We start from the raw sequence: 21,241 nt of genomic DNA, 5'->3' as shown, positions 1-21,241 counted from the left end.
AGCGCGAGCGGATGCTGGCCGCCGGTCTGCCCGATTTCGGGCCGGTCCAGAACAACATCTCCTATAACGACAAGGCCGGAACCACCCGGGGAATCCATGCAGAACCCTGGGATAAGTTCGTCTCGGTGGCGTCCGGACGCATCTTCGGTGCCTGGGTGGACCTGCGGGAGGGCCCCAGCTTCGGCACAGTCTTCACCGCCGAGCTGGACCCAAGCAAAGCCATTTTCATTCCCAGGGGCGTGGGCAATGCTTTCCAGACCCTCGAGGACAATACGGCCTACGCCTATCTTGTAAACGATCACTGGTCCGAAGATGCGCAGGGGCAGTACACATTCCTGAACCTGGCGGACGATACTGTCGCCATCCCGTGGCCCGTGCCGCTGGACCAGGCCGAGCTTTCCGACAAGGACAAGGCCCACCCGCGGCTGAACGACGTCGTCCCGATGCCGCCGCGTCGCACGCTGGTACTGGGAGCCGGCGGACAGCTGGGCAAAGCACTGCGGGCTGCGTACGCGGATGATACGAGCGTGGAGTTCGCGGAACGCAGTGAATTCGATGTGGCCGATCCTGCTTCGTTCACAAGCCGGAACTGGCGGCGGTACTCCACCATCATCAACGCGGCTGCGTACACCGCGGTGGATGAGGCGGAAACCGAAGAGGGACGGGGCGCGGCATGGGCCCTCAACGTCACAGCCGTCGCCGAAATGGCCAAAATTTCGGCGCGCTACGGGCTCGTGCTGGTGCACGTTTCCAGCGACTACGTTTTTGACGGCTCCATGAAAAGCCACGGTGAGGACGAGGGGCCGGCCCCGTTGGGAGTCTACGGCCAGACGAAGGCCGCCGGGGACGCCGTCGTCAGCGTTGTCCCCAGCCACTACATCGTCCGCACCAGCTGGGTCATCGGGGAGGGCAGTAACTTCGTCCGCACCATGGCGGCACTGGCGGCCAAGGGGATCACCCCGACGGTTGTTGATGACCAGGTGGGACGGCTGACCTCTGCCGAGGACCTTGCCGCGGGCATCAGGCACCTACTGAAGGTCAAGGCGCCGTTTGGCATTTACAACCTGACGAATGACGGCGAGCCCCAGTCCTGGGCCGACGTCGCCGCTGATGTCTTTGAACTGGCGGGCGCGGCCCGCGGGGATGTTACCGGGGTCTCCACAGAAGACTATTTTCGGGGGAAGGCGGCGGCGCCCCGGCCGCTCAACAGCGTCCTGGAACTGGACAAGATCAAAGCGACCGGGTTCACGCCGGCCGACGCCTCGCAGCGGCTGGCGGAATACCTGCGCAGCCCCGTATAACGCGACGTAGTTGGGAATAACGAAGGCCCGGACTGAATCCCAGTCCGGGCCTTCGTCGCTGGCTCGCTGCTCCTAGGAGGACTCCGGCAGTGTCCGTCCCAGGTCTTTCGAGGGCTGTACCGACTCCGCCGCCTCGTGGGTGTCGCCCAGCGCCTCGGGCAGGTGTTTGTGCTCGTGGGGGCCGTGGTGGGTCGACTTCTTCCCAAACACCCAGTGTTGGTACAGGAAGAAGTTCCAGACCGTCATGGCGGCTGTGGAGACGACTTTGCCGCCCATGTAACCCAGGACCGTCGGCGTCAGCAATTGCACGATGAGCACCGTGGCCAGGGTATTGGCGACCACCAGTATTCCGTAGCGGATCATGCTGACGTGGGTCCGGTGGGTGGATTCGAAGGAGAACTTCCGCTGCACCAAGAAGTTGAAGACGAGGCTGCTGAGGAAGGCCGTGGCGCTGGCAATCCCGACTTCCCAGTGGAAGACCTCGCGCAGGAGAACGAGGAGGCCAAAATCGACGGCGAAGGAGAGCCCGCCCACGATGAGGTAGCGGACGGCGCTGTGGCCAAAGAATTTTGCCAGCAGCCCGCGGGGCTTCTTTACCGCCGACGTGTCGGCGGGAGTCGTCCGGCTCATGGCTTGCCCTGCCCAACGGGTGCGAGGCGTTCCCGGTCGCTGGCGGAAGGCATGGTGGGAGGGGCCGGACGAGCGGGTGGATCTGTCGTCGGAATAAACTCGGCCCGGAGGCCGGCAGGCCGCGTGATGGCGTGCTTCAAGGTGCGGGCTCCTCAGGGAATGGCGGGCAACGACCCTGCAGCATACGGGTCTGCCCTAGGTCATGGCTCTATGTAGTCTAAGCCAGTCCCGGCGGCAAGCCTGCTTCGCTGGGGGCGCCGGTTCCGACGCCCCCCAGCGGGGCTGCTTAGAGAACCACTGCGAGGATGCGGGCCAGATAACCCTCACTGGGCTTCATGCCGGTTCCGGAGTACGCCCAGAGGGAGCCGTCCGGCCTCCGTGCGACGAGATCCGGATGGCCGTCGCTGTTGAGGTTCCAGCCGTTGAGAAGCCTGTCATAGACATCCATGCCGGTTCCGATCCGAATCGTGGATCCGGGTTTGCCGGTGCCGTTTCCGGGGTAGAGCCACAGTGTGCCGTCGGGCCTGCGGGCCAGAAGGTCGTTCCTGCCGTCAGCGTTGAAGTCGCCGGCTCCGAAGAACTGGTCGAAGGCTTCCCACCCGTAGTCCCCGACTCTTACCGCACTCTGGTAGCCGTTGTTGGTGGCGTCGACTTTCCCGGTTCCGTTGTACAGCCACAACGACCCGTTGGGCTTCCGGGCCAGGAGGTCGTTCCTGCCGTCGCCGCTCAGATCCCCGACGCCGGTGATCGTGTCGAAGACCTCCCAGCCGGCCAGGCCAATCTTCTTCGCGCCGGCGTAGCCGGTGCTGCCCGAATCCACGCGCCCTGTCCCCGGGTACAGCCACAGCGTTCCGTCCGGTTTCCTGGCCACGAGGTCGTTCTTACCGTCGCCGTTGAAGTCCCCTACGCCGGCGAAGGCATCGAAGGCCTCCCAGCCGTAGTCGCCGATCCTCGTCGGGATTCCATAGGCTCCTGTCCCGTTGCCGGGGTAGAACCACAGCGTCCCGTCGGGCTTGCGGGCCAGCAGGTCGCCCTTTCCGTCGCCGTTGAAATCCTGGACCGCCACGAGCGCGTTGAAGGCACCCCAGCCGAACTCCCCGATTTTCCGGGCGGCCTGGTAGCCCTGGTCCTTCATGGCGGTTCCTGCGTAAAAGAAGACCGCACCGGTGGAGTCGCTGGCCACGACGTCGGCCATCCGGTCGCCGTTGCCGTCCCCGGCTCCTACGATCTCGGTGTAGATTCCCCAGCCCGAACCTATCTGGCGTCCGTTGGCCAGTACGGCGCGGCCCGTGTTGGAGTACAGCCACAAGGTGCCGTCGGGCCGCCGGCCGGCGAGATCGTTGGTGCCGTCGCCGTCGAAGTCCTGGATGGCGATGAGCCGGTCAAAGATCTGCCAGCCGTAGTCGATCTTGCGTGCCGCGCCGGTTTGCCCGGTGCCGGTTCCCGAGTAGAGATACAGGCTTCCGTCGGGCGTGCGTGCCGCCAGGTCTGGCTTCCCGTCGCCGTCGAAGTCCCGGACGCCGAGGAGACTGTCAAAGGCGCCCCAGCCGAATTCGCCGATCCTGGCGACGGGGCGGTAGCCCTCGTCGGTTGCCGCCACCCTTCCGGTGCCTGCATAGAACCAGAGCGAGCCGTCGAGCTTCCTCGCGACCAGGTCGTTCTTTCCATCGGAGTTGTAGTCGCCCACGCCGAGGACCCGGTCATAGATTCCCCAGCCGGAACCGATCCGCCGCCCGGCCAGGAACTGTCCGGCGCCGTTGCCGGCGTAGAACCAGAGCTCGCCGTCGGCCCGGCGCTGGATCTGGTCGGCACGGCCGTCGCCGTCGAAATCCCCGGGCGAGACGAGCCGGCGTGTCGGGTCGGTCGGGACCGGCGGAGCGGGCGGGGGTGGCGGGGGAGTGCCCGTGGCGAACCGCTTGAGCGAGGCGTAATCCCCGTTCCAGACGTTGGAATCCCCGCCGCCGGCGAAGGGTCCTGTCTCGCTGTACTGCCACAAGCTGAAGTTGGCCCAGCTGGAAGGCAGGGCGCCCGGGCTGTCGCTGGCCGAGCTCGGCCAGCGGGCGATCCACAGCGGCCAGTCGCCGAAGCCGGAGGGTCCGCCCGTGCAGGAGTTCCACCATGAGGTGGTGGTGTACATGACAGGCAGCCGGCCTGTCAGCGCTTTCATGGTGTTGCCGAAGTCGCGGGCCCAGGCCGTCAGCTGACTGGGGGTCATGTCATAACAAGTGTTGCCCTGGTAGTAGCCGCCAATGGTCTGGCCGGCGTAGGGGTTTCCCTCAAAGTCGAGCACGGGAGGGAGGGTGTAACCGTCGGCGCTCCAGCCGCCGCCGTTCTGGACGAAAATCCGGGCCTGGTCGGCGCCGGAGGAGGCCGCGGGGTTGGCGAAATGGTAGGCGCCGCGGATCATGCCGACGGCCCGGGAGCCCTGGTACTGATCGCTGAAAGTGGTGCTGGTGTAGTAATTTCCTTCGGTGGCCTTGATGTAGGCGAAGCGCGCGCCCATGTTCCACTGCGTCTGCCAGTTGATTCCGACCTGGTACTTGCTGACGTCGAGTCCCTGGACCCCAAAGCTGGGCGTCCAGGTGCCTTCGGTGGCCAGCGCCTCGGTGCCCGCGGCCTTGTCCCCGTCGAGCGATGCGTCGGCGGCGCGCGTTCCCTGCCCCATCTCCGCGCCGCCGGTCTTGGTCGCCTCGGCCATTGCGTTCCGGTAAGCCTCCGTGGATTTGTCAACCGTCAACGGCGCCATGCTTGCCGACGGCGAGGGGGCCGCCGGCGCTGTGGCCAGGGCGGGCGTGGCCGTCGGTGCGGGCGGAGGCGCTGTCGTGTCACCCGTTGCGGCAGCGGGTGGCGTTGGTGTCGGCTCGACGGCGGCTGCCGGCGTGGCCAGGCCGGGACCGGCGATGAGGGAGACGGCCAGCAGTGCGGCCCCGACCCGGCTGCCGAAGTGGTTAGTGGGGGGAAGTAGGGTCCGCTTCATTATCCGCTCCGGAACAACACGCTCATGGCAGTGTCATAGTGATCTCGCGCCCGGTGAATAGCAGACGGAGCTGCCCGGATGCGAGAATGTCTGACTTGTCGCGCTCACCCTAACACCGCCGCTTAGACTGAACCAGAGTTTCTGCTGTTACTGGTGGGACAAATGTTGTGACCGTGGTGTCGGGTTTTCCACATGCGACCCAGCAGGCCCTTGTCCCGAAGGCCACCCGCCCATAGCTTTAACCCAATTGCAGCGCCCCGGGGACAGGGCGGCAGTCATATGGGGGCCATTGTGGAGGCTGTACGCATTGTCGAGGGCGAAGTCCGCGAACTGATGCGCCGTCGCGGCCTGGACCCCCTCAGGCAGACCGGTGAAGTCCGCCGCCTCGTTGAGGCAGCGGTGCTGGATTACGACGAGCGCGCCCTGTTGGCGCCACTCCCGCCGATCGGCCCGCTAGAGACCGCCAGAAGGTTCGTCTTCGACGCCGTGGCGGGGTTCGGTGCCCTGCAGCCCCTGCTGGACGACCCGGCCATCGAGGAAATCTGGCTCAACGCTCCCGTCAACATTCCATTTAGGTTGCTTACCGCCTAGGCTCGTTGCATGACCTCCACCGTGCAAGCCTGTGGCATCTATGCCCGCATATCTTCCGACGACGGAACCGCTCTCGGCGTTGCACGCCAGATCGACGACTGCACAAGAGAGGCGGAACGGCGCGGGTGGCCCCTAGCCGAGGTCTTCACAGACAACGACGTGAGCGCAACGAAATCCAAGCGCAGGCCAGAGTATGAGCGACTGCTGGCAGCTATCGAGTCCCGGTCAATTGACGCCCTGGTTGTGTACGACGTCGACAGGCTGACCCGGACACCCGCTGAACTGGAACGGTTCATAGACCTAGCTGACAGGCACCACACGGCCCTTGCGTCTGTCGGTGGGGAAGTGGACCTAGCGACGCCTCAGGGGCGGCTTACAGCGCGAATTAAGGGCAGTGTGGCCCGCCACGAGGTAGAGCAGATGTCACGCCGGCTCAAGCGAAAGTTCCAGGAGAACGCCAAAGAGGGCAAGGCTCACGGTGTTACCCCGTTCGGTTACGTCAGGGAGCGCGTCACAGCAGAGGATGGGCGCGACGCTGGATATCGGGAAGTCATAGAACCTTTGCAGGCGGACGCCGTTCGGGAGCTTTACCGGATGGTCATTGCGGGGGAGTCCTTGCGCAGTCTGGCGGCATACCTAAACAGCCGTGGATTCACGACAGGCCGCGGTAATCCGTTCGCCGGTAACGTCGTGGGCAACATGCTCCGCAGGCCCCGCTATGCGGGCCACAGGACGCATGAAGGCCAGATAGTCAGTACGGGCGAATGGGAACCCATCATTAGCCAGGACACCTACGATCAGGCAATGGCTGTTCTCACTGCACCGGGGCGGCGGCACTCCCGCGGACTGGAGGCGAAGTACCTACTATCAGGCATTGCACTCTGTGGCCGCGAGGGTTGCGGGGCACCGCTGCGCCCGAACATCCACCAACCCAAGGCGGACGGCAAGCACCGCAAACCGGCGTATGTCTGCCCGAAGTGCATGAAGCTCACGCGCCAGATGGAACCCGTGGATTTTGTGGTGAACGTGTTTATGGTGAGGCTGCTATCAAACCCCGGTGCGCTCGCGGCTGTGGCGGCCAAGCCGGACGCGCTACACGCCGCCCTAACGGCCCGTGACGCGATACTGGCCCGTATGGACACTGTGGCGGATAGCTTCGCTCAGGGTGACGTCACGGCGCGGCAGTTCGCACGAATCAATGACCAGCTTAGGGCGCAGATCGACGCGGCGGACCGGGAAGTGCTGAAGCTCCAACCTAACTGGCTCCTCGACGGCATGACCGGGCCGGGTGCCGCTGCTAGGTGGGCGTCGACAAGCCTGGAACGCAAGCGAGCCATTATTCGCAGCCTTGTCGAAATTGCGATTCTGCCCAGTGGCCCCGGCGTGAAGTTTGATCCAGATCAGGTTAGGTTCACGCCGAAGGCGGCATCCTAGGCCCAATTTCTGTGGATTGGGATGTGGATAACTCAGAATGTTTTGTGATCTTAGTCACATTCGCGGTAGCAATCCAGAAACATTCTGAAGGATTCCACCCTCTCCGGAGCTTGCGCGCCGTCGCGCAAGCCGTTGCCTTGGGATGTGGGGAATATTCTCCATATCCCCTGGCGAATTCCGCACGCTTAAAGGGAACGCGCATCGGGACCTGTTGACGGGAACGGCTGGCTCTGCAATACGGCGGTCAAGAAAGGGCAAGTTGCCCCGCAAGTGAATGCCCTCAAGTCGGGCTAAAAACGGGCCCGCAGTATTTCTTTCTGCTTCCAACCGGCGGCCCTAGGGGCATTTGCGGCTATAGGAAACGGGCCCCTAGTCGTGGAGAATTAGGAGTACAGGAAGAGGACGGACGGATAGCCCACAAGCGAATCCGTTTTGGTGCTTTCTCGCGCCGTTCGCAAGACTCCAGAAATGGAGAAGCCGCAACCTGGCAGGGTCACGGCTTCGGCGCGTCTGTCAACCGAATCTTTTAGCCCCGCAAAAGGCAGTTACTCATCTCCCGAAGGAGAAGTCATTGGCAAACGCTTCACCAGTTTCGCGCTCAAGCGAAACTGAATGTGTAATAAAGCTATCCCCTACCAGCACCGCCGGTCAAGCCGCAGCACGCGCAGCCGCCTATGTCGATTCAGTTCTAGCCACGTGGCCGGACTTCACACCCCAGCAGCAGAGGACAATCGGGTCACTGCTCGGGACCGGAGGCGGAATGTCTGTAGCCGCGTACCAGCACTGGGAAATTGAACACTGGATCCTGGAGAACGAAACCCCGGGCAAGTTTGGAACCTTCTCAGCCGGTGAGGCCGCATGAACGGCGTGCCGGATTACTTTGCGAGCGAAGCCTACGACGACGAAGCCCCGGTAATCGAAACGAAGCCCGCCGCCAGAACCGGTCTAAAACTCCGCCGGGCAACCGAATTGAAACTCCCACCGCACACTAAATGGCTTGGCCGCGGATGGTTACCACGCCGAGAAATCACCGTCCTAGTGGGCGCGGAAGGCATCGGCAAAAGCCTCTTGTGGGTACTCATGGCAACGCTGGTAACAACGGGGAAATCGTTCCCGATGTTCAACTGGGCGGCCCGCCCGCCGGCCGATGTCGTCGTGATCGTAACCGAAGATTCTGCAAGCGAAGTAGAGGCAAGGCTCAGTACCGCAGGAGCAGACATTAGCCGGATTCACTTCTTCTGCTCCGAGGATGACGGGACCGGAACACCCGTATTTTCAGGCGGGAACAATGGCGACATGCTCCTGCTGGATGGCTTGCTCGATCTGATGGAAGTGAAGCCCGCATTTCTGGTTGTAGATGCTTGGCTCGACACGGTAGCGGGGAATCTCAACATCAGGGACACGCAGCAGGCACGATCCGCCTTGCACCCCTGGAAGGACCTAGCTACCCGCCACGACATCGCAGTGCTGCTGGTGACGCACACGAACCGAATGGACACGGCAAACACCCGTGACCTTATGGGCGGAACCGCGGCGCTCAGGCAGAAGGCCCGCATGGTGCTATTCGCGGCACGGCCGCCCGCGCAGGATGACGATGGACAGTTTCTATGGGTTGGACCTGACAAGGCCAACACCACCGGGATTGTTGACGCGGTGAAGTTCCAAGTACGCGTTGAACAGGTCAGGAACCAGACGGACGACGATCCGGGAACAACAGCTCTACTAGCTGCCCCGGCATCTGCTCTAATGCCAATCGCTCAATTGATTGCCCAGTGGAAGCAAGAGGAAGCGGAGGCGGACCGGAAGCCTACGAAGTCCGACGAGGCCGAAGCTTCAGTCAGGGCTTACATGGATGGAACGGACGGAACCGCGCCGGCAGCAGACGTGAAGGAACATCTGAGGCAAGACGGCTACGGGAAGACGGCTGTAGAGAAGGCCATGAAGGCCCTTGGCAGCTCGGCGCCGACGGGCCCCGGACAGCCATGGCTGTACACGCTAACCCAGTCTTCCTACTCAGCCCCTCTAACTCAGGAGTCTAGGAACACTGAGAAGTCTAGGAACACTGAATCTCTGAGTATTCCTAGTCTCCCTAGAGTCCTTACTTCCTACACAGATACTCCTGCACTTAGGAACACTGACCCGGCGCTCTGTGCAGCCTGTGGTGACTTGCTGGATGACACCGAACACGAATACCACCAGGAGTGCGCAGCATGACTGAACCGTCAACTTACACGCCCGCCGAACGCTGGCGCTATCTCGCCAACATCCGTCAGGGCATCATCTCCAAGCTCGAAAAGAAGCTAGCCCGATCTGAGGCCGAGATACTGACGCTCCGTACCTCGCTGGACGCAGCCAGCACTCGCCTGGCGCTCTATGACGGACGTGAACGCCCATGAATGAAGCCCATATGCTCCAACGCCTCGAAGACCTCCACGTGGAGCTTGTACGGCTCCATGACGAACTCCGGGAACTGCTATGAACCCGCCGACGGATGCGGAGATGGCTACCTACTGGGAATCCCAAGCAAGACATTACCGGGAACTCAGCTTGCGACTCCACCAGCAGCTCTTGGCATCAAAGAACACTCCCGAGAAGCACAAGGACCGCGGGCTGCATCGCGACCCGGTCGGCAACGAAGTTGCGCGACGAATCGACAGAGAAAGAAGGCCCCGAAATGGCGTATGACCCCTTCACGGAAGCCCGCACCGACGCCTGGACGTGGGAAGCACAGTGTGCCCTATGGCGGGAACGTGCCTTGCACCAGGCGGAACGCGCCGCACGCTGGCAGCGCATCGCAGAGGCCGCCGGCACCATCAAATCCTCAGGGACGGAACGTCCACTATGAGCGGCCCAACTGCCGAGGAGGTCGCCCTCGCACTGGTCAGGCGGACCATCGAGGCCCCAGGGTCCGTAACGGAAACACTTCTTATCGAGGCTGCCATGGGATCCGCGGACACGACCCAGCATCACCTCGACATCACCCGTGCATTGATGCGCGTCGTTGCTGCCCTGCTGAACATTGCCGGCAGAACCCCCGAGCGGGCGCTCGTCATCCTCGACGCTATCGAAGCTGAATACCGGAATGGGGCCTGATGTCCAAGGTTGCACCCTTCATCACACCAGCCCACCTTCACGGCCACAACATCACCGGGTCCGGGAAAACTCACGCACGACCTGTACTAATCACCGGCCCCGAGGGGCGGGCAGCCGGCGTCGGCATTTTTCGGGGCCAATACCTGCTGGCGATTCTCACCGACCTGGACGCGACCCGTATTGCGGACCAGATCATCGACGTGTTGGAGGGCGCTTGACGAACATACCTAGACCTCCCGAGGCGTACATCCACGGGGTAGCAGCACCAATCGTTATCCTCCCGGCAAGGGTAGCGGCCTGGCTTGAACGTCACGCAGGCTTGAACGACCTACGCGTCAGGGCAAGAGGCATCGACGCGGAAGTGGACAGTGTCCTCCAAGCCCTACACCGGGCATCCCTGCACTGGCGCACTACCGTCACCGGAAGCAACCAAGCGCCGGAACCGGAAGCTCCCACACAATTAAATCAATGGTTCAGCACGACACAAGCCGCTGACCGACTCGGCATCACAGACCGCGCCGTCCGCCTGGCAATCGCCGAACACCGGCTACCAGCAACAAACCTCAACGGTCGCTGGCGCATCACCCCAGAAGACATCGCACATTTCAAAGCCGCCAAAGCGGCATAGGAGAACATCATGACCCGTGTCCAGTCCGGAAACACCCCGCAACAGCAGAAGGCCAACACACTTAGGGGCGAATACCAGCGCCTCATGGACGGCATCCGAAACGACCGCACCCTCTCAGCCCACGGGAAGCAGAAGGAACTTGCAACCCTCTACCTCGACTACAAGCCGCGGATGCAGAAGCTCGAAGCTGACGAGAACACCCATAACCAGACGCGAGCCAAAGCCCTCCGCCGCGACCTCTTCGGACTACCCGGCTATGCCGATCCCAACACCGCCATCTCCTACCGAGACGCGCAGGACCGGGCCGCGAGCATCGAAGACGAGCGCACCGCACTCCAACTGCTCAGTCGGGCCGAAATTTCGGGCGACGCGAGCCTCGCCAAAGCAGTAGCGGCACGGGCCTTCGAGTCGGGCTGGAACGAAGCCATCAACCAGTACGCCGACACCAACCCGGCCAGCGAAGCGAAGTTCAACGAACTCATCGAGATCGAAAGCTACGGGAAGGGATCCGCCGGCTTCGCTCAAATCCTCGGCGCCGCCATGACCTACAGCGTCGAGAAGCCCTCAGAGCTCGGCATGTACAACGTGGACTCCCAGATCGAAGCCCTCGCCAGCTCCGAAAGCTAACGCTCGGACTACTGCCCCGCACCCCTGCCCGATTGCGGTTCGCAGCCCCCGCAGAGCCCGAGGGCCCGGCGGGGGCTGCGAACCGAACACAACAAACAGCCGCAGCAACTCAACGGACGCTACCGAATCGCCCGTGAAGACGTAAAACACTTCGCCGCAGCCAAAGCGGCCCAAGCAGCATAAGGACAAGAAACCATGAGTTTCAGCGATACCCCCGACGGCCGACGAGCCGAACAGATCCAGAGCAACTTCCTGGATGCGCTCCAGCGGATCCGATCTGACGATAACCTCACCCCCGAGGGGAAGAAAGAACAGATCGCCGCCGAATACCACAGCGTCTCCAACGCCATTGGCGCGATCAAGGACTCCCTCAGTTCTGCCAAGACACTGAGAACCCACGTTCTGAGACGCGACCTATTCGGCAGCACAACCACTCCTGACGCTCAGACGGCCATTAGCTTCCGAGATGCACAGGAACGCGTCGAAGCCCTCGACAAGTTCGACCAGACGAAGGCGCTTAAAGTCCTTGATCAGGCTGAACTCTCCGGTGACACGGTCATGGTCAAGGCGCTCATGCAGCAGGCCATTGAGCACTCTTGGGATCAGGTAGCCAACAGTTACGCGGAGAGACACCCTTTCTACGGGGACAAGCTGAAAGAACTCCTGTCGCTCCAAACACCCAAGGGGATCTTTACAAGCCGAGACTCTTGGGAGAGCGGGATCGTCCTCAGCGTCCAGAAACCCGAAGAGCTCGGCTTCTAGCCACCTCCAAAGGGCCCCATGACATCACACAAGCAATGTCATGGGGCCTCGTCGGGTGCTGTCATTCACTACCAGGGGGAGGCCCCCCGTCGCCCCAGCCCTAAGCCCCTCTGGGTGTAGGCGTGATCTCTCCCCGGACTTTTTTTCCAAATGGGATTGAAGGTTTGGGGAGAGGTCAGCAGCCAATAACTGAATAGCAACACCACTAGCAGCCCGCTCATGGCGGGCTTTTTCATACCCAAAACCAGACGAGAGGAGCCTTCCTTGGCTATCCAAACCACCCCGCTGGGGTTTAAGAAACCGGACGGCAACGAGCTAGCCCGGGGCGGCGACAACGTCATCGCCGACAACGCACAGAAGGCCGAGGAGCGCCACCAGGAAGACCGCGGGCGACTCAGCTCCATTGAGGCGCTGAATGTCACGCAGAATGGCAGGCTCACCGCCGTCGAGTCGTCCATCACCGCAACGACGGCCCGCGTCACGGCAGTCGAGTCAACGAACACCGCACGGGACAGCCGCCTGACCGGTATCGAATCCACGAACACCACGCACGGCGCGCGGCTGAACAGCCTCGAATTTAGCGACTCCGCACAAGACGCGCACCTCGCACAAGTCGATGGGCAATACGCCAGCTTCTCCGCACGCATCGGTCAGGCCGAGGCGAACATCGCAGCGGGCACGGGCGACACGGGGCTCGGCCTTTCCGAGGACCCTGACAACCCCGGCACGTACTTCATGGCCGACATCACGCCGACCGGACCAATTCAACCGGACCCGGTAACGCCGGGCCTCTACCTGATCGGAGCATGACCTTTGCCTGAACTTGAACCGACGCTCGATGGGATGTGCCTTTTTGAAGACCCGGCAGATCCCGGCTTCTACATTGCCCACACCGTAAACATCCTTACCGAAGACCCAGCCGACCCCGGCTTTTTCAAGAATGGATCCTGACCCATGCCCCGCAGACTCGTATCCGTTGACGACTCGTTCAACGTCCCCGACAGCGTCAACATCCGCGAAGTGAACCTTCCCGACAACCTCGCAGCAACGGCACTTAATGCCACCTTTGTCCCAGGCAACCCGACGCTGGCTGTGACCTACAACGGGGACGGCTCGGTGGCCACGACCACGGAGAACGGCGTCCTGACCACGTTCACGTACAACCCCGACGGCACCGTTGCCACGCAGACCCGCGCCGGGTCCACTAAGACATTCACCTACGATGCCAGCGGCAACGTGACAGGAGCGGCATAGCAATGGACGTTGTAACGCTCGGCATGGCGAAAGCCGACGCCGCCAAGAACTACACCCAGACCAAGCCCTCCAACGTCGCCACCCGCATCTTCGGCGGGCGCATGGGCACTATGGTAAACAGCCCCGCGAACACGTTCCAGGTCACGGCGGAGCTCGCCCAGCACTTCGACGCCGTCCGCGTCATCTTCGCCAACACCGACACCGGGTTCTCCCACTCCATGCGGCAGGTCGCCGTCTCCGTGACCGGGTCCAAAGCTGACCTGAACAACAGTGACGGGACGTGGACGCTCGCTGCCCGCAGCGGCATGGGCCGCGTCTACGCCCCCATCGCCCCCGGGACCGAACGCATCACCTACACCGCGACGGACTGGATATACGTGCCGAGCGTCCCCCGCACGGACGGCGGCACGAAGCCCCTTGTGGTGGTCCGCGCCTACATGAAGGACGTCATGGCGCTCCCCGTCTACGGTGACGGCATTGACAACTTCACCAACTGGGCGACCCGCACTGATGGGCGGCTGTGGGCGGCGCGGCAGCAGTCCGGACTCCACACCACCGCCACTACGGGCTTCACGTCCACGACGAACGTCAGTCAGTCGCCGATCGTGGGCATCCAGTACCTTTCCCGCGGCAAGGTCATCACGGTCTGCGCTGTGGGCGACTCCATCACGGACGGGCGTGGCACCTACAAGAACGAGGGCTTCGTCCTCCCCGCCACCGAGCAGTTGTCCAGCATGAACGGGACCGCATACGAGTACATGAACTGCGGCTGGTCGGGACAGTCCATGCGAGTGTTCTCCGAACGCGCCATTGACATCCTGCAATCCGATGTCTGCCCTGACGTGCTGGTCCTCCCGGCAGGCTCTCCCAACGACATCGTTACGACCATTGGGGCGGCGGACGTGTCTAACCTGCGGGCCCAGCGTGCCCGTGTCCTCGCGGAAGCGAAGCGGCTCGGCGTGCCCGTCGTCCTGTGGACCTGGCTCCCGTCCAACACCGCCGCCAAAGCGTACGGCGCGACCGACTCGCTCCGCACCGCCTACAACGCTGAGGTGTTGTCTCAGGCAGGGCGCGGCATTATCGTCGCCGACGCCTCCGCGGCAGTGTCCGGGGCGACCAGCGGCGGACAAGTGCAGATGGCAGCCGCGTCCACCACGGACGGCATCCACCCCAACGACACCGGCAACGCGACACTCCGCGACGTCATCAAATCCGCCATCCAGAAAGCCGCGAGGGCCGCATAGTGCTGACCAAAACAGACCTTCCCACGTTCCTGCTCTCTGACACGGACGCCCACGTCACCAGGACCGGAGTGTGGGTTTACGCGTCCAGCAGTGTCGGCGGCTGGACGATCCCGCCCGCGCAGCCCTCGCCCCGCGCCACGGACTCGCAGACCTACTTTATCCGGGTCCGGCCGACAGCCGGGCCGTTGACGATCACCCGGTCAAACGCGGACTTCTTCGCGTATGGGACCACCGTCGCGGCGTCCATCACGCTCCAGCCGGGACAGTCCGCCATGCTCACCCCCGGCGGGCCGAACATGTGGGACGTGTCGTTCCTGTCGCCGACGACGATCACCCCGGCCATCGTGACTAGCGCCGTGACTCAAACCCTCGACCGGAGCGCGGGCCTTTACGTCTACAGCGGAGGCGCCGCTACCGCATGGACGCTCCCCACGCTGGCGAACAACGCCGGACTCACGTACCGCATCAAGAACCGGGGCGCCGGCACGATCACCTTGACGCGGGCGGGCGCCGATCAACTCTTCGACACCGCAGCTGTTTCGAGCGTCACCGTCCTGCCGGGCGCATATGTGACCGTCATCAACGACGGGACATACTGGCTCGTGCTCTAGACGACCCGGATCCGGGCAAGTAGCAAGTCAGCGATCATGCGGTGGCCCTTGTCATTGGGATGGAAATCATCTGAAGGGCCGAGCCACGACGGAGCCCCTTTGGGGCCGAAGGTGCCCTCCGTTTCGTACGCGGCGGTCAGGTCAACATACTGGCCGCCGTTCGACTCGCAGACCCTCTGGATCTCGAAGTCAAAAGGGTCCGAGATCATTTGTCCGGATTTCCCCCACACTCCGACGCAAATGATCTGCACATTAGGGGACCGCTGGACCTTGGCCATGAGATCTATGTACTGCATCCGGAGCTGCCCGTATTCGGTTCTGCTGCCAACTTCGTTGGTGCCGAGGTCGTTGGTTCCGAGTTCAAGGATGGCGAGATCAACGCCGGATTCCGGTATGTTCTTGACGTTTCCGACCTTGAATAGAACCTTCTCGTCCGCCTTGACGGCCCGCTGCTCCAGGATTTCGCCGTGCTTGCGCAGCTCGGCGTTGAAGAGGAACCTGTACCCGTTGGCCTCGGCGCTGGTGAAGAGGCTGTAGCTCAGCGAGTCACCGGCATAGAAGACCGACAGCGGCCGGTCCTTGGGGAATTGAATCTTGATGATCTTGGCCTCGGCCGCAGCGTCATACTGCGCCTTCATATCGGCCCGCACCTTGGCGTCATACGCCGCAGCCTTCGCCGCTACGTCCGGATCGACCTGGAACGACTCACGCGGAGCCTGCGCCGAAGAACCGACGGCGATACCGGCCACGGCCAGGGCGGTGGCAGTGATGACGCCGGCAAAGATCAGGGCACGGCGTTTACGGCGGCGCGACAAGGCCACGATTCCCCCAAAGAGTCTGATGATGTTCAGCCAAGCCTACGACAGGAAGGAATCTCCGGTGTCCTCGCTGCCGGCGGGCGGAGAAGTGTGCCCAGAAACCCAGTAGCCAGCGGCCGTGATCCCTGTGAACGCAAGCAAGATGAGTGTCGCGCCCTTGTATTCATTCCCGGCGTTACCGAACCACGGCAACATCCCCACCAGGACGGATGCTCCAACGATTGCCGCCCACTTCAAAACCGTCCGCTTCATGGAGCCCATCCTATGGGCCCATAAGACCGGTTAAGTTCCCTGAGGCCGACACCCTGCTCGCTTGCGACTTGCAGGGTAAGTTGTGCCCGCCGTTGCGGCGTACGTGTGCCATGCGAGGGCTGTTTATGAAGGGTCCGCCAGCGCATGGCAGGCCCAGGAAATGCGGCACCTAGGAGGCCAGCTAGGTCTAACCCCTGCCGGAATGCTGGCCCTTGGTTGGGTCGTCCGGCATGACTAGCCGACGCCTAGCGCGGCGGGATGCCATCTCCCCAATCGTGGAGATTTCCACAGACCCTAATCGGATTGTCCAGCAGTCCTTGGATTCGCCTCGGGGCAAGCTCCGAGCGTGGTTCAAGGGCGGCGCTTGCTACCGAGTGAGGATTGCCGGCACCACCTACGGCTGGGGCGAAGGCCCGTCTATTTGGGCGGCCGTGCTTGACGGCAGCTTCCGGCCTGACGACTTCGGGAAACACAACTCATAACTGAATAGCAACACCCTAAGTAGCCCGCTCATGGCGGGCTTTTTTGTACCCAAAAGAGAGTAGGTATCCGCGATGGCGGAGCGACGCGTAAACGTGAAATTTAGTGCCGAGATCCAGGGCTTTAAGAGGGCGATGGAGGAAGCCGCTCAGGCTACCAAGAAAACCCAGAAGGCTTCTGAGGAATCTTCCAAGGCTGCGGACACGTACCTCGGCAAGATGGTTCAGTCTGCGAACAAGAACCGTGAGGCTTGGGATACCGCCGGCACGACGATGATGGGCTTTGGGGCGGCGGCTGTTGGTGGGTTGGCTCTCGCGGGCAAGGCTGCGATGGACTGGGAAAGCGCATGGGCTGGCGTTACGAAGACTGTTGACGGCACCCCGGCGCAGATGGATGAGCTTGAGGCGTCCTTGCGCGGGCTGGCGAAGACCCTCCCCGCTACTCATGAGGAGATCGCGGGCGTAGCTGAGGCTGCGGGCCAGCTTGGCGTGGCGCGTGAGGATGTCACGGGCTTTACGAAGACAATGATCGACCTTGGCGAGACAACTAACCTGACCGCCGATGAAGCCGCTACTGCCATTGCTCAGATTTCTAACGTGATGGGCACGATGGAGCGCGAGGGCTCTAAGGGTGTTGAGCGTTTCGGCGCGACACTGGTTGCTCTCGGTAACGCTGGCGCTTCGACAGAGGCCGAGATTGTGGACATGGCTAAGCGGATCGCGGGTGCGGGTAAGCTCGTGGGCGCGTCTGAGTCTGACGTGTTGGCATTGGCTAACGCGATGGCGTCTGTTGGTATTGAGGCGCAGCTTGGCGGCGGCGTCATGTCCCGTGTCATGCAGCGCATGTATGCGGATGTGAAGACTGGCGGCGAGGGACTGGACAACCTGGCGAAGGTTGCCGGGGTTTCGTCTAAGGAGTTCGCTACAGCGTTTGAGACTGACCCTGTGCGGGCTGTCGATTCTGTCGTCAAGGGCTTGTCTCGCGTCAAGGATGAGGGCGGCAACGTCATTGAGACGATGGCGAACCTTGGCATCAAGGGCACTGAGGAAACTTCGGTGCTGTTGCGCCTCGCTGGTGCCGGCGATCTGCTCACGGACTCGCTGAAGCTTGGCGATGCGGCGTGGGAATCCAACTCTGCGCTCGCTGAGGAAGCTGCTAAGCGGTACGAGACGACCGAGTCTAAAGTCAAGATTGCTTGGAACAACATTAAGGACGCCGCGATTGATGCGGGTGGCGTGCTGCTCCCGATGATCGCTGGAATTGCTGAGGGCGCCGCTGGTCTGGCGCAGGCTTTCGGGTCGCTCCCTGACCCCATCAAGGGCGTCCTAACGGTACTGGGTGGCGTGGCGGGTGTTGCGGCGCTGGGCGCTGGCGCGTTCCTGACTCTCGCCCCCCGGATTCTTGACACGATACAGGCGTTCGACAAGCTCGCGCCGTCTGGTGGCAAGGCTCGCGGCGCACTGGCTGGTGTCAGCAAGGCGGCGGGTTCCGCCACCGCGGCGATTGTCGGGTTTGAGATCGTTAAGGGTCTGCACAACTCAATGCAGGCACCGACCGCGTCGCTGGAGAAGTTCACTCAGGCGCTCGTGGGCATCGACAGGGAGAAGGGTTCGCTCGACTCCCTATTCGCTGAAATTGGCGCTAAGGAATTTGAGGGCGACATCACCTCCGCCGGCGATGCGCTGAATAAGCTGGTCAACCAGGACTTCAATAGCGCCATTGAGTCGTTCGGGGCGAGCCTCGGCTTGGACAACGGCATGGCGAAACTCGCTGACGGGATCACCAAAGTTGACCAGTCCATCGCTTCCGCGGTTGGATCCGGCGACATGGATCTTGCGGCTAAGGGCTTCAAGTCCATTGCCGAGTCTGCGGACGAGCAGGGCATCAGCCTGGAGAAGGTCGGCGAGCGGTTCCCGGAGTATCTTGATTCGCTTCGGAAGCTGGCTAGCGATTCCAAGGTCACGCTCACCGAGCAGGAACTACTCAACTGGGCGATGGGTGAGACTCCCGCCGCAATGGAAGCTGCCGCTGCCGGTGGGGACGCTGCCGCTGCTGGCATCAAGGCGGCTGGCGATTCCGCCGGCGGTGCAGTTGGGCCATCCGAGGAAGTGGCGGAAGCCCTTGCCGAGATCGGCGTTGCCGCGGACGGCACTGTAACTGACCTGGTGAAGTTCACGGACGCCCTCATTAATGCGGGGCTGTTGCAGCTCAGCGCTAGGGATGCGGCGCGTGGCTTCGAGGAAGCTATCGACGCGATGTCAGAGTCGCTCAAAACCAACGGCGCGACGCTTGACACCACGACAGCGAAGGGCCGCGCCAATGAGGCGGCTCTTGACGCTATTGCGGGCGCAGGGTTCCGCTCAGCCGGGGCAATGGCTGCTAACGGGGCGAGCCAGGAGGCGCTACAGGGCAACCTCGGGGCCACCTACGACGCGCTGGTTGAGAGCGCCCGTGCGTTCACTGACACTGACGAGGAAGCTGTCGCGTTGGCGCGGGACATTATGAAGATCCCGCCGGGCGTTTCGATTGACTCGTGGATGTCCAGCGAAGCGAAGCGAATGGCCCAGGAAACTGGCGCTGCGCTGGACGCTATCGACGGAAAGACGGTGCGCACCTACGCCATCCACAAGAACACCACAGTCCACGAAACAACAGGGTCCGCCAGCGTTCAGACCGGGCAGGGTACTGCTGACAAGCGGACCCAGGCTTACGCTACTGGCGGGCGTCTCCCGGGGTTCTCCACTGGCGGCAAGCTGCCGTCGACAGGCCCGGGCACTGAGGTAACGGATGGGTTCCTCGGGATCGATTCGCTCGGGATCCCACGGGCGCGGCTGGACGCGCGCGAATGGATCATCAACGGCGATTCTTCCGACCGGTACAACCGGGAACTCGCTGCGATCAATGCGGGCACGTTCCCGAAGCTGCCTGGCTACGCGAACGGGAGTCAGGCGCGTGAGTATTCGGCGCGGTCACTTGGCGTTTCGCCGGCGGGCTCCGCCGCCCCTACCCAAATGACGGGAACTCTTGTCATGGATTCGGGTGAGGTGCTTGGCGTGTTCCATGGCGTGGCGGTTACTGCCGCTAAGGGTGTTGTTTCTTCGGCTGATTCCGATTCACAACGTATGAGGAGGGGTCGCTGATGGCTGCTATATCTGTTGCGGCGCCGCTCAGCGCTAGGCAACTGCGTGCGGCCACGGCGTCGGAGACTCGCGTTAGCCTGTATCTATGACGCATAACTCGCACTCGGATGACCAGACACCTCGGGCCTGGCGTCGCTTCGCTGACGACAGTGAAGCGTCGGCCCATTTGCCGGAGGCGTCCTTCCGGGACCCAGTCGCGGTGGGGATGATGTTCTGCAATGCGCTGGAAAAACACGAAGAATATTTCATGGCGCTGACGCAACTTGTCACTCCGGAGTCTCTGCCATCGTGGGGAGACTTCAGCGAAGCAGCGGCGTTTCTCGTCACGGTTCCAGATCGAGGCTATGGATCCATCGCGGATCGGGCGTACGGGGATGAAGACGTTGCCTATTTCAAGATCCTCTCGGGCGTCACATCCAGCTATCAGGTACTGGAGGAGCAGATCGTCCGTGGTGCGGGCATCGTCACCCTCGTGTGGCGTTGCGAGTTAGGTGAGTGGCGGGTTCACGGCCTCGGCGACTACGTCAGGCCCGAGGAAGTTCCGCACTAGCCCCAGCCCCCTGCCCGCTTGCGACTTGCAGGGTTTCAGGTAAAGCGGTGGCCCGCTCATTCCCCGATTGGCAGAGCGGGCCACCTACCGCCCCGTAGACCATCGGGACCCGTTACGGAGACGGTAGACGAATGCTAAAACCCCGAACTTGGGATTGAGTTGTGCCGTCCGCCTGAAAGTTTTGTCGTACCCGCGGCATAGTGTCCCATCCGTGGTGAAGATAGACGTGGACGCGGTAGGTCGGATGCTGACAAGGGGCAGGTATATTCGGGCCATGGCATCGTTCACGCTCGACGGCGAAACGTTCGAGTACTTGAAACCGGATCCGGGGCACCAGCCGGAAGACGCTAAGTCCTGGACCTATGGAAGCTACCCGAAAGTCCTTGCAAGCCTGCCCCTGACTAATGGTGGAACGGTACGCGTCTACGCCCTCGCGGAGCGCTGGAACCCCTCATACGTCCTCGTGGGCTGGGCTGACGACGGGCGGCACTCTCACTGGGCTTGGATTCCCGCCGGCAGTGTGGAACGCGTGTCCGATTCTGATTGGGATATTGAGGAGTATCGCCGCTGCCCCGAACACCTACGCGGGATCCGCTGGGGAAACCGCATGCCCGGATTCCTGACAGCATAGGTGCAGCGGACGGACTCTATCCATTTGAGTGACTAAACTACTCGCCAGTAAGTTTTGTGTAGGCCCTCCGTTCCCCCAGCGTTGAGGGTCAAACCAGAAACCCCCGTCCGTCATAGTGAACTGGTCCCCGAAAGTTGGACTGGCCAAGTAAGAGCCTAGGCTGCGAGGGCCTGAGCACGGTATTGCACCGGGCTCAGGCCCTTTAGCCTTGTCGAGAT

The 21,241-nt window shown here is 62.5% G+C and carries 20 protein-coding genes and 1 pseudogene; 17 read left to right on the top strand and 4 right to left on the bottom strand.

Annotation, left to right across the window (positions count from 1 at the left end; genetic code table 11):
- The coding region (locus ACZYZ5_RS20965) for a sugar nucleotide-binding protein (protein ID WP_463904294.1) at nt 1-1,301 on the top strand (1,301 nt) is incomplete at its 5' end.
- A 72-nt stretch (nt 1,302-1,373) separates the two neighbouring features.
- Here ACZYZ5_RS20965 and ACZYZ5_RS20960 read toward each other — a convergent pair.
- Both ACZYZ5_RS20960 and ACZYZ5_RS20955 read right to left on the bottom strand, forming a co-directional pair.
- Complete coding sequence (locus ACZYZ5_RS20960; RefSeq protein ID WP_463904292.1) at nt 1,374-1,931, bottom strand: GtrA family protein; 558 nt, start codon at nt 1,929-1,931, stop codon at nt 1,374-1,376.
- A gap of 286 nt (nt 1,932-2,217) precedes the next feature.
- Nucleotides 2,218-4,908, bottom strand: coding sequence for a GH25 family lysozyme (locus ACZYZ5_RS20955; protein WP_463904291.1), 2,691 nt, complete (start codon nt 4,906-4,908; stop codon nt 2,218-2,220).
- Between the two features lie 291 nt (nt 4,909-5,199).
- Between ACZYZ5_RS20955 and ACZYZ5_RS20950 the strand changes: the two are divergent.
- The 13 genes and pseudogenes from ACZYZ5_RS20950 to ACZYZ5_RS20890 form a co-directional block, all read left to right on the top strand.
- Nucleotides 5,200-5,475, top strand: a pseudogene (locus ACZYZ5_RS20950) (CpaF family protein); the annotation flags it as partial.
- Nucleotides 5,476-5,508: 33 nt separating this feature from the next.
- Complete coding sequence (locus ACZYZ5_RS20945) at nt 5,509-6,933, top strand: recombinase family protein (RefSeq protein WP_463904290.1); 1,425 nt, start codon at nt 5,509-5,511, stop codon at nt 6,931-6,933.
- An 858-nt stretch (nt 6,934-7,791) separates the two neighbouring features.
- Complete coding sequence (locus ACZYZ5_RS20940; protein ID WP_463904289.1) at nt 7,792-9,147, top strand: AAA family ATPase; 1,356 nt, start codon at nt 7,792-7,794, stop codon at nt 9,145-9,147.
- A complete protein-coding gene (locus tag ACZYZ5_RS20935) occupies nt 9,144-9,329 on the top strand; it encodes a hypothetical protein (RefSeq protein ID WP_463904288.1) in 186 nt (61 codons plus the stop codon). Before ACZYZ5_RS20940 ends, ACZYZ5_RS20935 begins: the two co-directional genes overlap by 4 nt.
- A gap of 445 nt (nt 9,330-9,774) precedes the next feature.
- A complete protein-coding gene (locus ACZYZ5_RS20930) occupies nt 9,775-10,026 on the top strand; it encodes a hypothetical protein (RefSeq protein WP_463904287.1) in 252 nt (83 codons plus the stop codon).
- Complete coding sequence (locus ACZYZ5_RS20925) at nt 10,026-10,244, top strand: hypothetical protein (protein WP_463904286.1); 219 nt, start codon at nt 10,026-10,028, stop codon at nt 10,242-10,244. Before ACZYZ5_RS20930 ends, ACZYZ5_RS20925 begins: the two co-directional genes overlap by 1 nt.
- Before the next feature lie 143 nt (nt 10,245-10,387).
- On the top strand, nt 10,388-10,654 hold the full coding sequence (locus ACZYZ5_RS20920) for a helix-turn-helix domain-containing protein (RefSeq protein WP_463904295.1): 267 nt from the start codon (nt 10,388-10,390) through the stop codon (nt 10,652-10,654).
- A gap of 9 nt (nt 10,655-10,663) precedes the next feature.
- Entirely contained in the window at nt 10,664-11,281 is a 618-nt protein-coding gene (locus ACZYZ5_RS20915; protein ID WP_463904285.1) for a hypothetical protein, read from the top strand.
- A 195-nt stretch (nt 11,282-11,476) separates the two neighbouring features.
- Nucleotides 11,477-12,043, top strand: coding sequence for a hypothetical protein (locus ACZYZ5_RS20910; protein ID WP_463904284.1), 567 nt, complete (start codon nt 11,477-11,479; stop codon nt 12,041-12,043).
- Between the two features lie 264 nt (nt 12,044-12,307).
- Entirely contained in the window at nt 12,308-12,853 is a 546-nt protein-coding gene (locus tag ACZYZ5_RS20905; protein ID WP_463904283.1) for a hypothetical protein, read from the top strand.
- A 144-nt stretch (nt 12,854-12,997) separates the two neighbouring features.
- Nucleotides 12,998-13,297 (top strand): hypothetical protein, encoded by a 300-nt coding sequence (locus ACZYZ5_RS20900; RefSeq protein WP_463904282.1) that lies wholly within the window; start codon nt 12,998-13,000, stop codon nt 13,295-13,297.
- Nucleotides 13,298-13,299: 2 nt separating this feature from the next.
- Complete coding sequence (locus tag ACZYZ5_RS20895) at nt 13,300-14,541, top strand: SGNH/GDSL hydrolase family protein (RefSeq protein ID WP_463904281.1); 1,242 nt, start codon at nt 13,300-13,302, stop codon at nt 14,539-14,541.
- Nucleotides 14,541-15,152 carry a hypothetical protein gene (locus tag ACZYZ5_RS20890; protein ID WP_463904280.1) on the top strand — a complete coding sequence of 204 codons (612 nt, stop codon included), beginning with the start codon at nt 14,541-14,543 and terminating at the stop codon, nt 15,150-15,152. Before ACZYZ5_RS20895 ends, ACZYZ5_RS20890 begins: the two co-directional genes overlap by 1 nt.
- On the opposite strand, the gene ACZYZ5_RS20885 is transcribed toward ACZYZ5_RS20890, so the two are convergent.
- The gene (locus ACZYZ5_RS20885; protein WP_463904279.1) at nt 15,149-15,973 is read right to left on the bottom strand and encodes an SGNH/GDSL hydrolase family protein; all 825 of its coding nucleotides are present in this window, start codon (nt 15,971-15,973) and stop codon (nt 15,149-15,151) included. The genes ACZYZ5_RS20890 and ACZYZ5_RS20885 overlap by 4 nt on opposite strands.
- An 803-nt stretch (nt 15,974-16,776) precedes the next feature.
- On the opposite strand from ACZYZ5_RS20885, the gene ACZYZ5_RS20880 reads away from it, so the two are divergent.
- The 3 genes from ACZYZ5_RS20880 (at nt 16,777) to ACZYZ5_RS20870 (ending at nt 21,023) form a co-directional block, all read left to right on the top strand.
- Nucleotides 16,777-19,842 carry a phage tail tape measure protein gene (locus ACZYZ5_RS20880; protein ID WP_463904277.1) on the top strand — a complete coding sequence of 1,022 codons (3,066 nt, stop codon included), beginning with the start codon at nt 16,777-16,779 and terminating at the stop codon, nt 19,840-19,842.
- An 85-nt stretch (nt 19,843-19,927) separates the two neighbouring features.
- Complete coding sequence (locus ACZYZ5_RS20875) at nt 19,928-20,392, top strand: hypothetical protein (RefSeq protein WP_463904276.1); 465 nt, start codon at nt 19,928-19,930, stop codon at nt 20,390-20,392.
- Between the two features lie 211 nt (nt 20,393-20,603).
- Nucleotides 20,604-21,023 carry a hypothetical protein gene (locus ACZYZ5_RS20870; RefSeq protein WP_463904275.1) on the top strand — a complete coding sequence of 140 codons (420 nt, stop codon included), beginning with the start codon at nt 20,604-20,606 and terminating at the stop codon, nt 21,021-21,023.
- A gap of 155 nt (nt 21,024-21,178) precedes the next feature.
- Here ACZYZ5_RS20870 and ACZYZ5_RS20865 read toward each other — a convergent pair whose 3' ends face one another.
- Nucleotides 21,179-21,241, bottom strand: a complete 63-nt coding sequence (locus ACZYZ5_RS20865) for an IS3 family transposase (protein WP_463899214.1) — start codon at nt 21,239-21,241, stop codon at nt 21,179-21,181.

It is taken from the genome of Pseudarthrobacter ribosi, from assembly GCF_055412865.1.
Note: the sequence above shows the minus strand (reverse complement) of the source record. Positions and strands in the feature narration are given on the sequence as shown.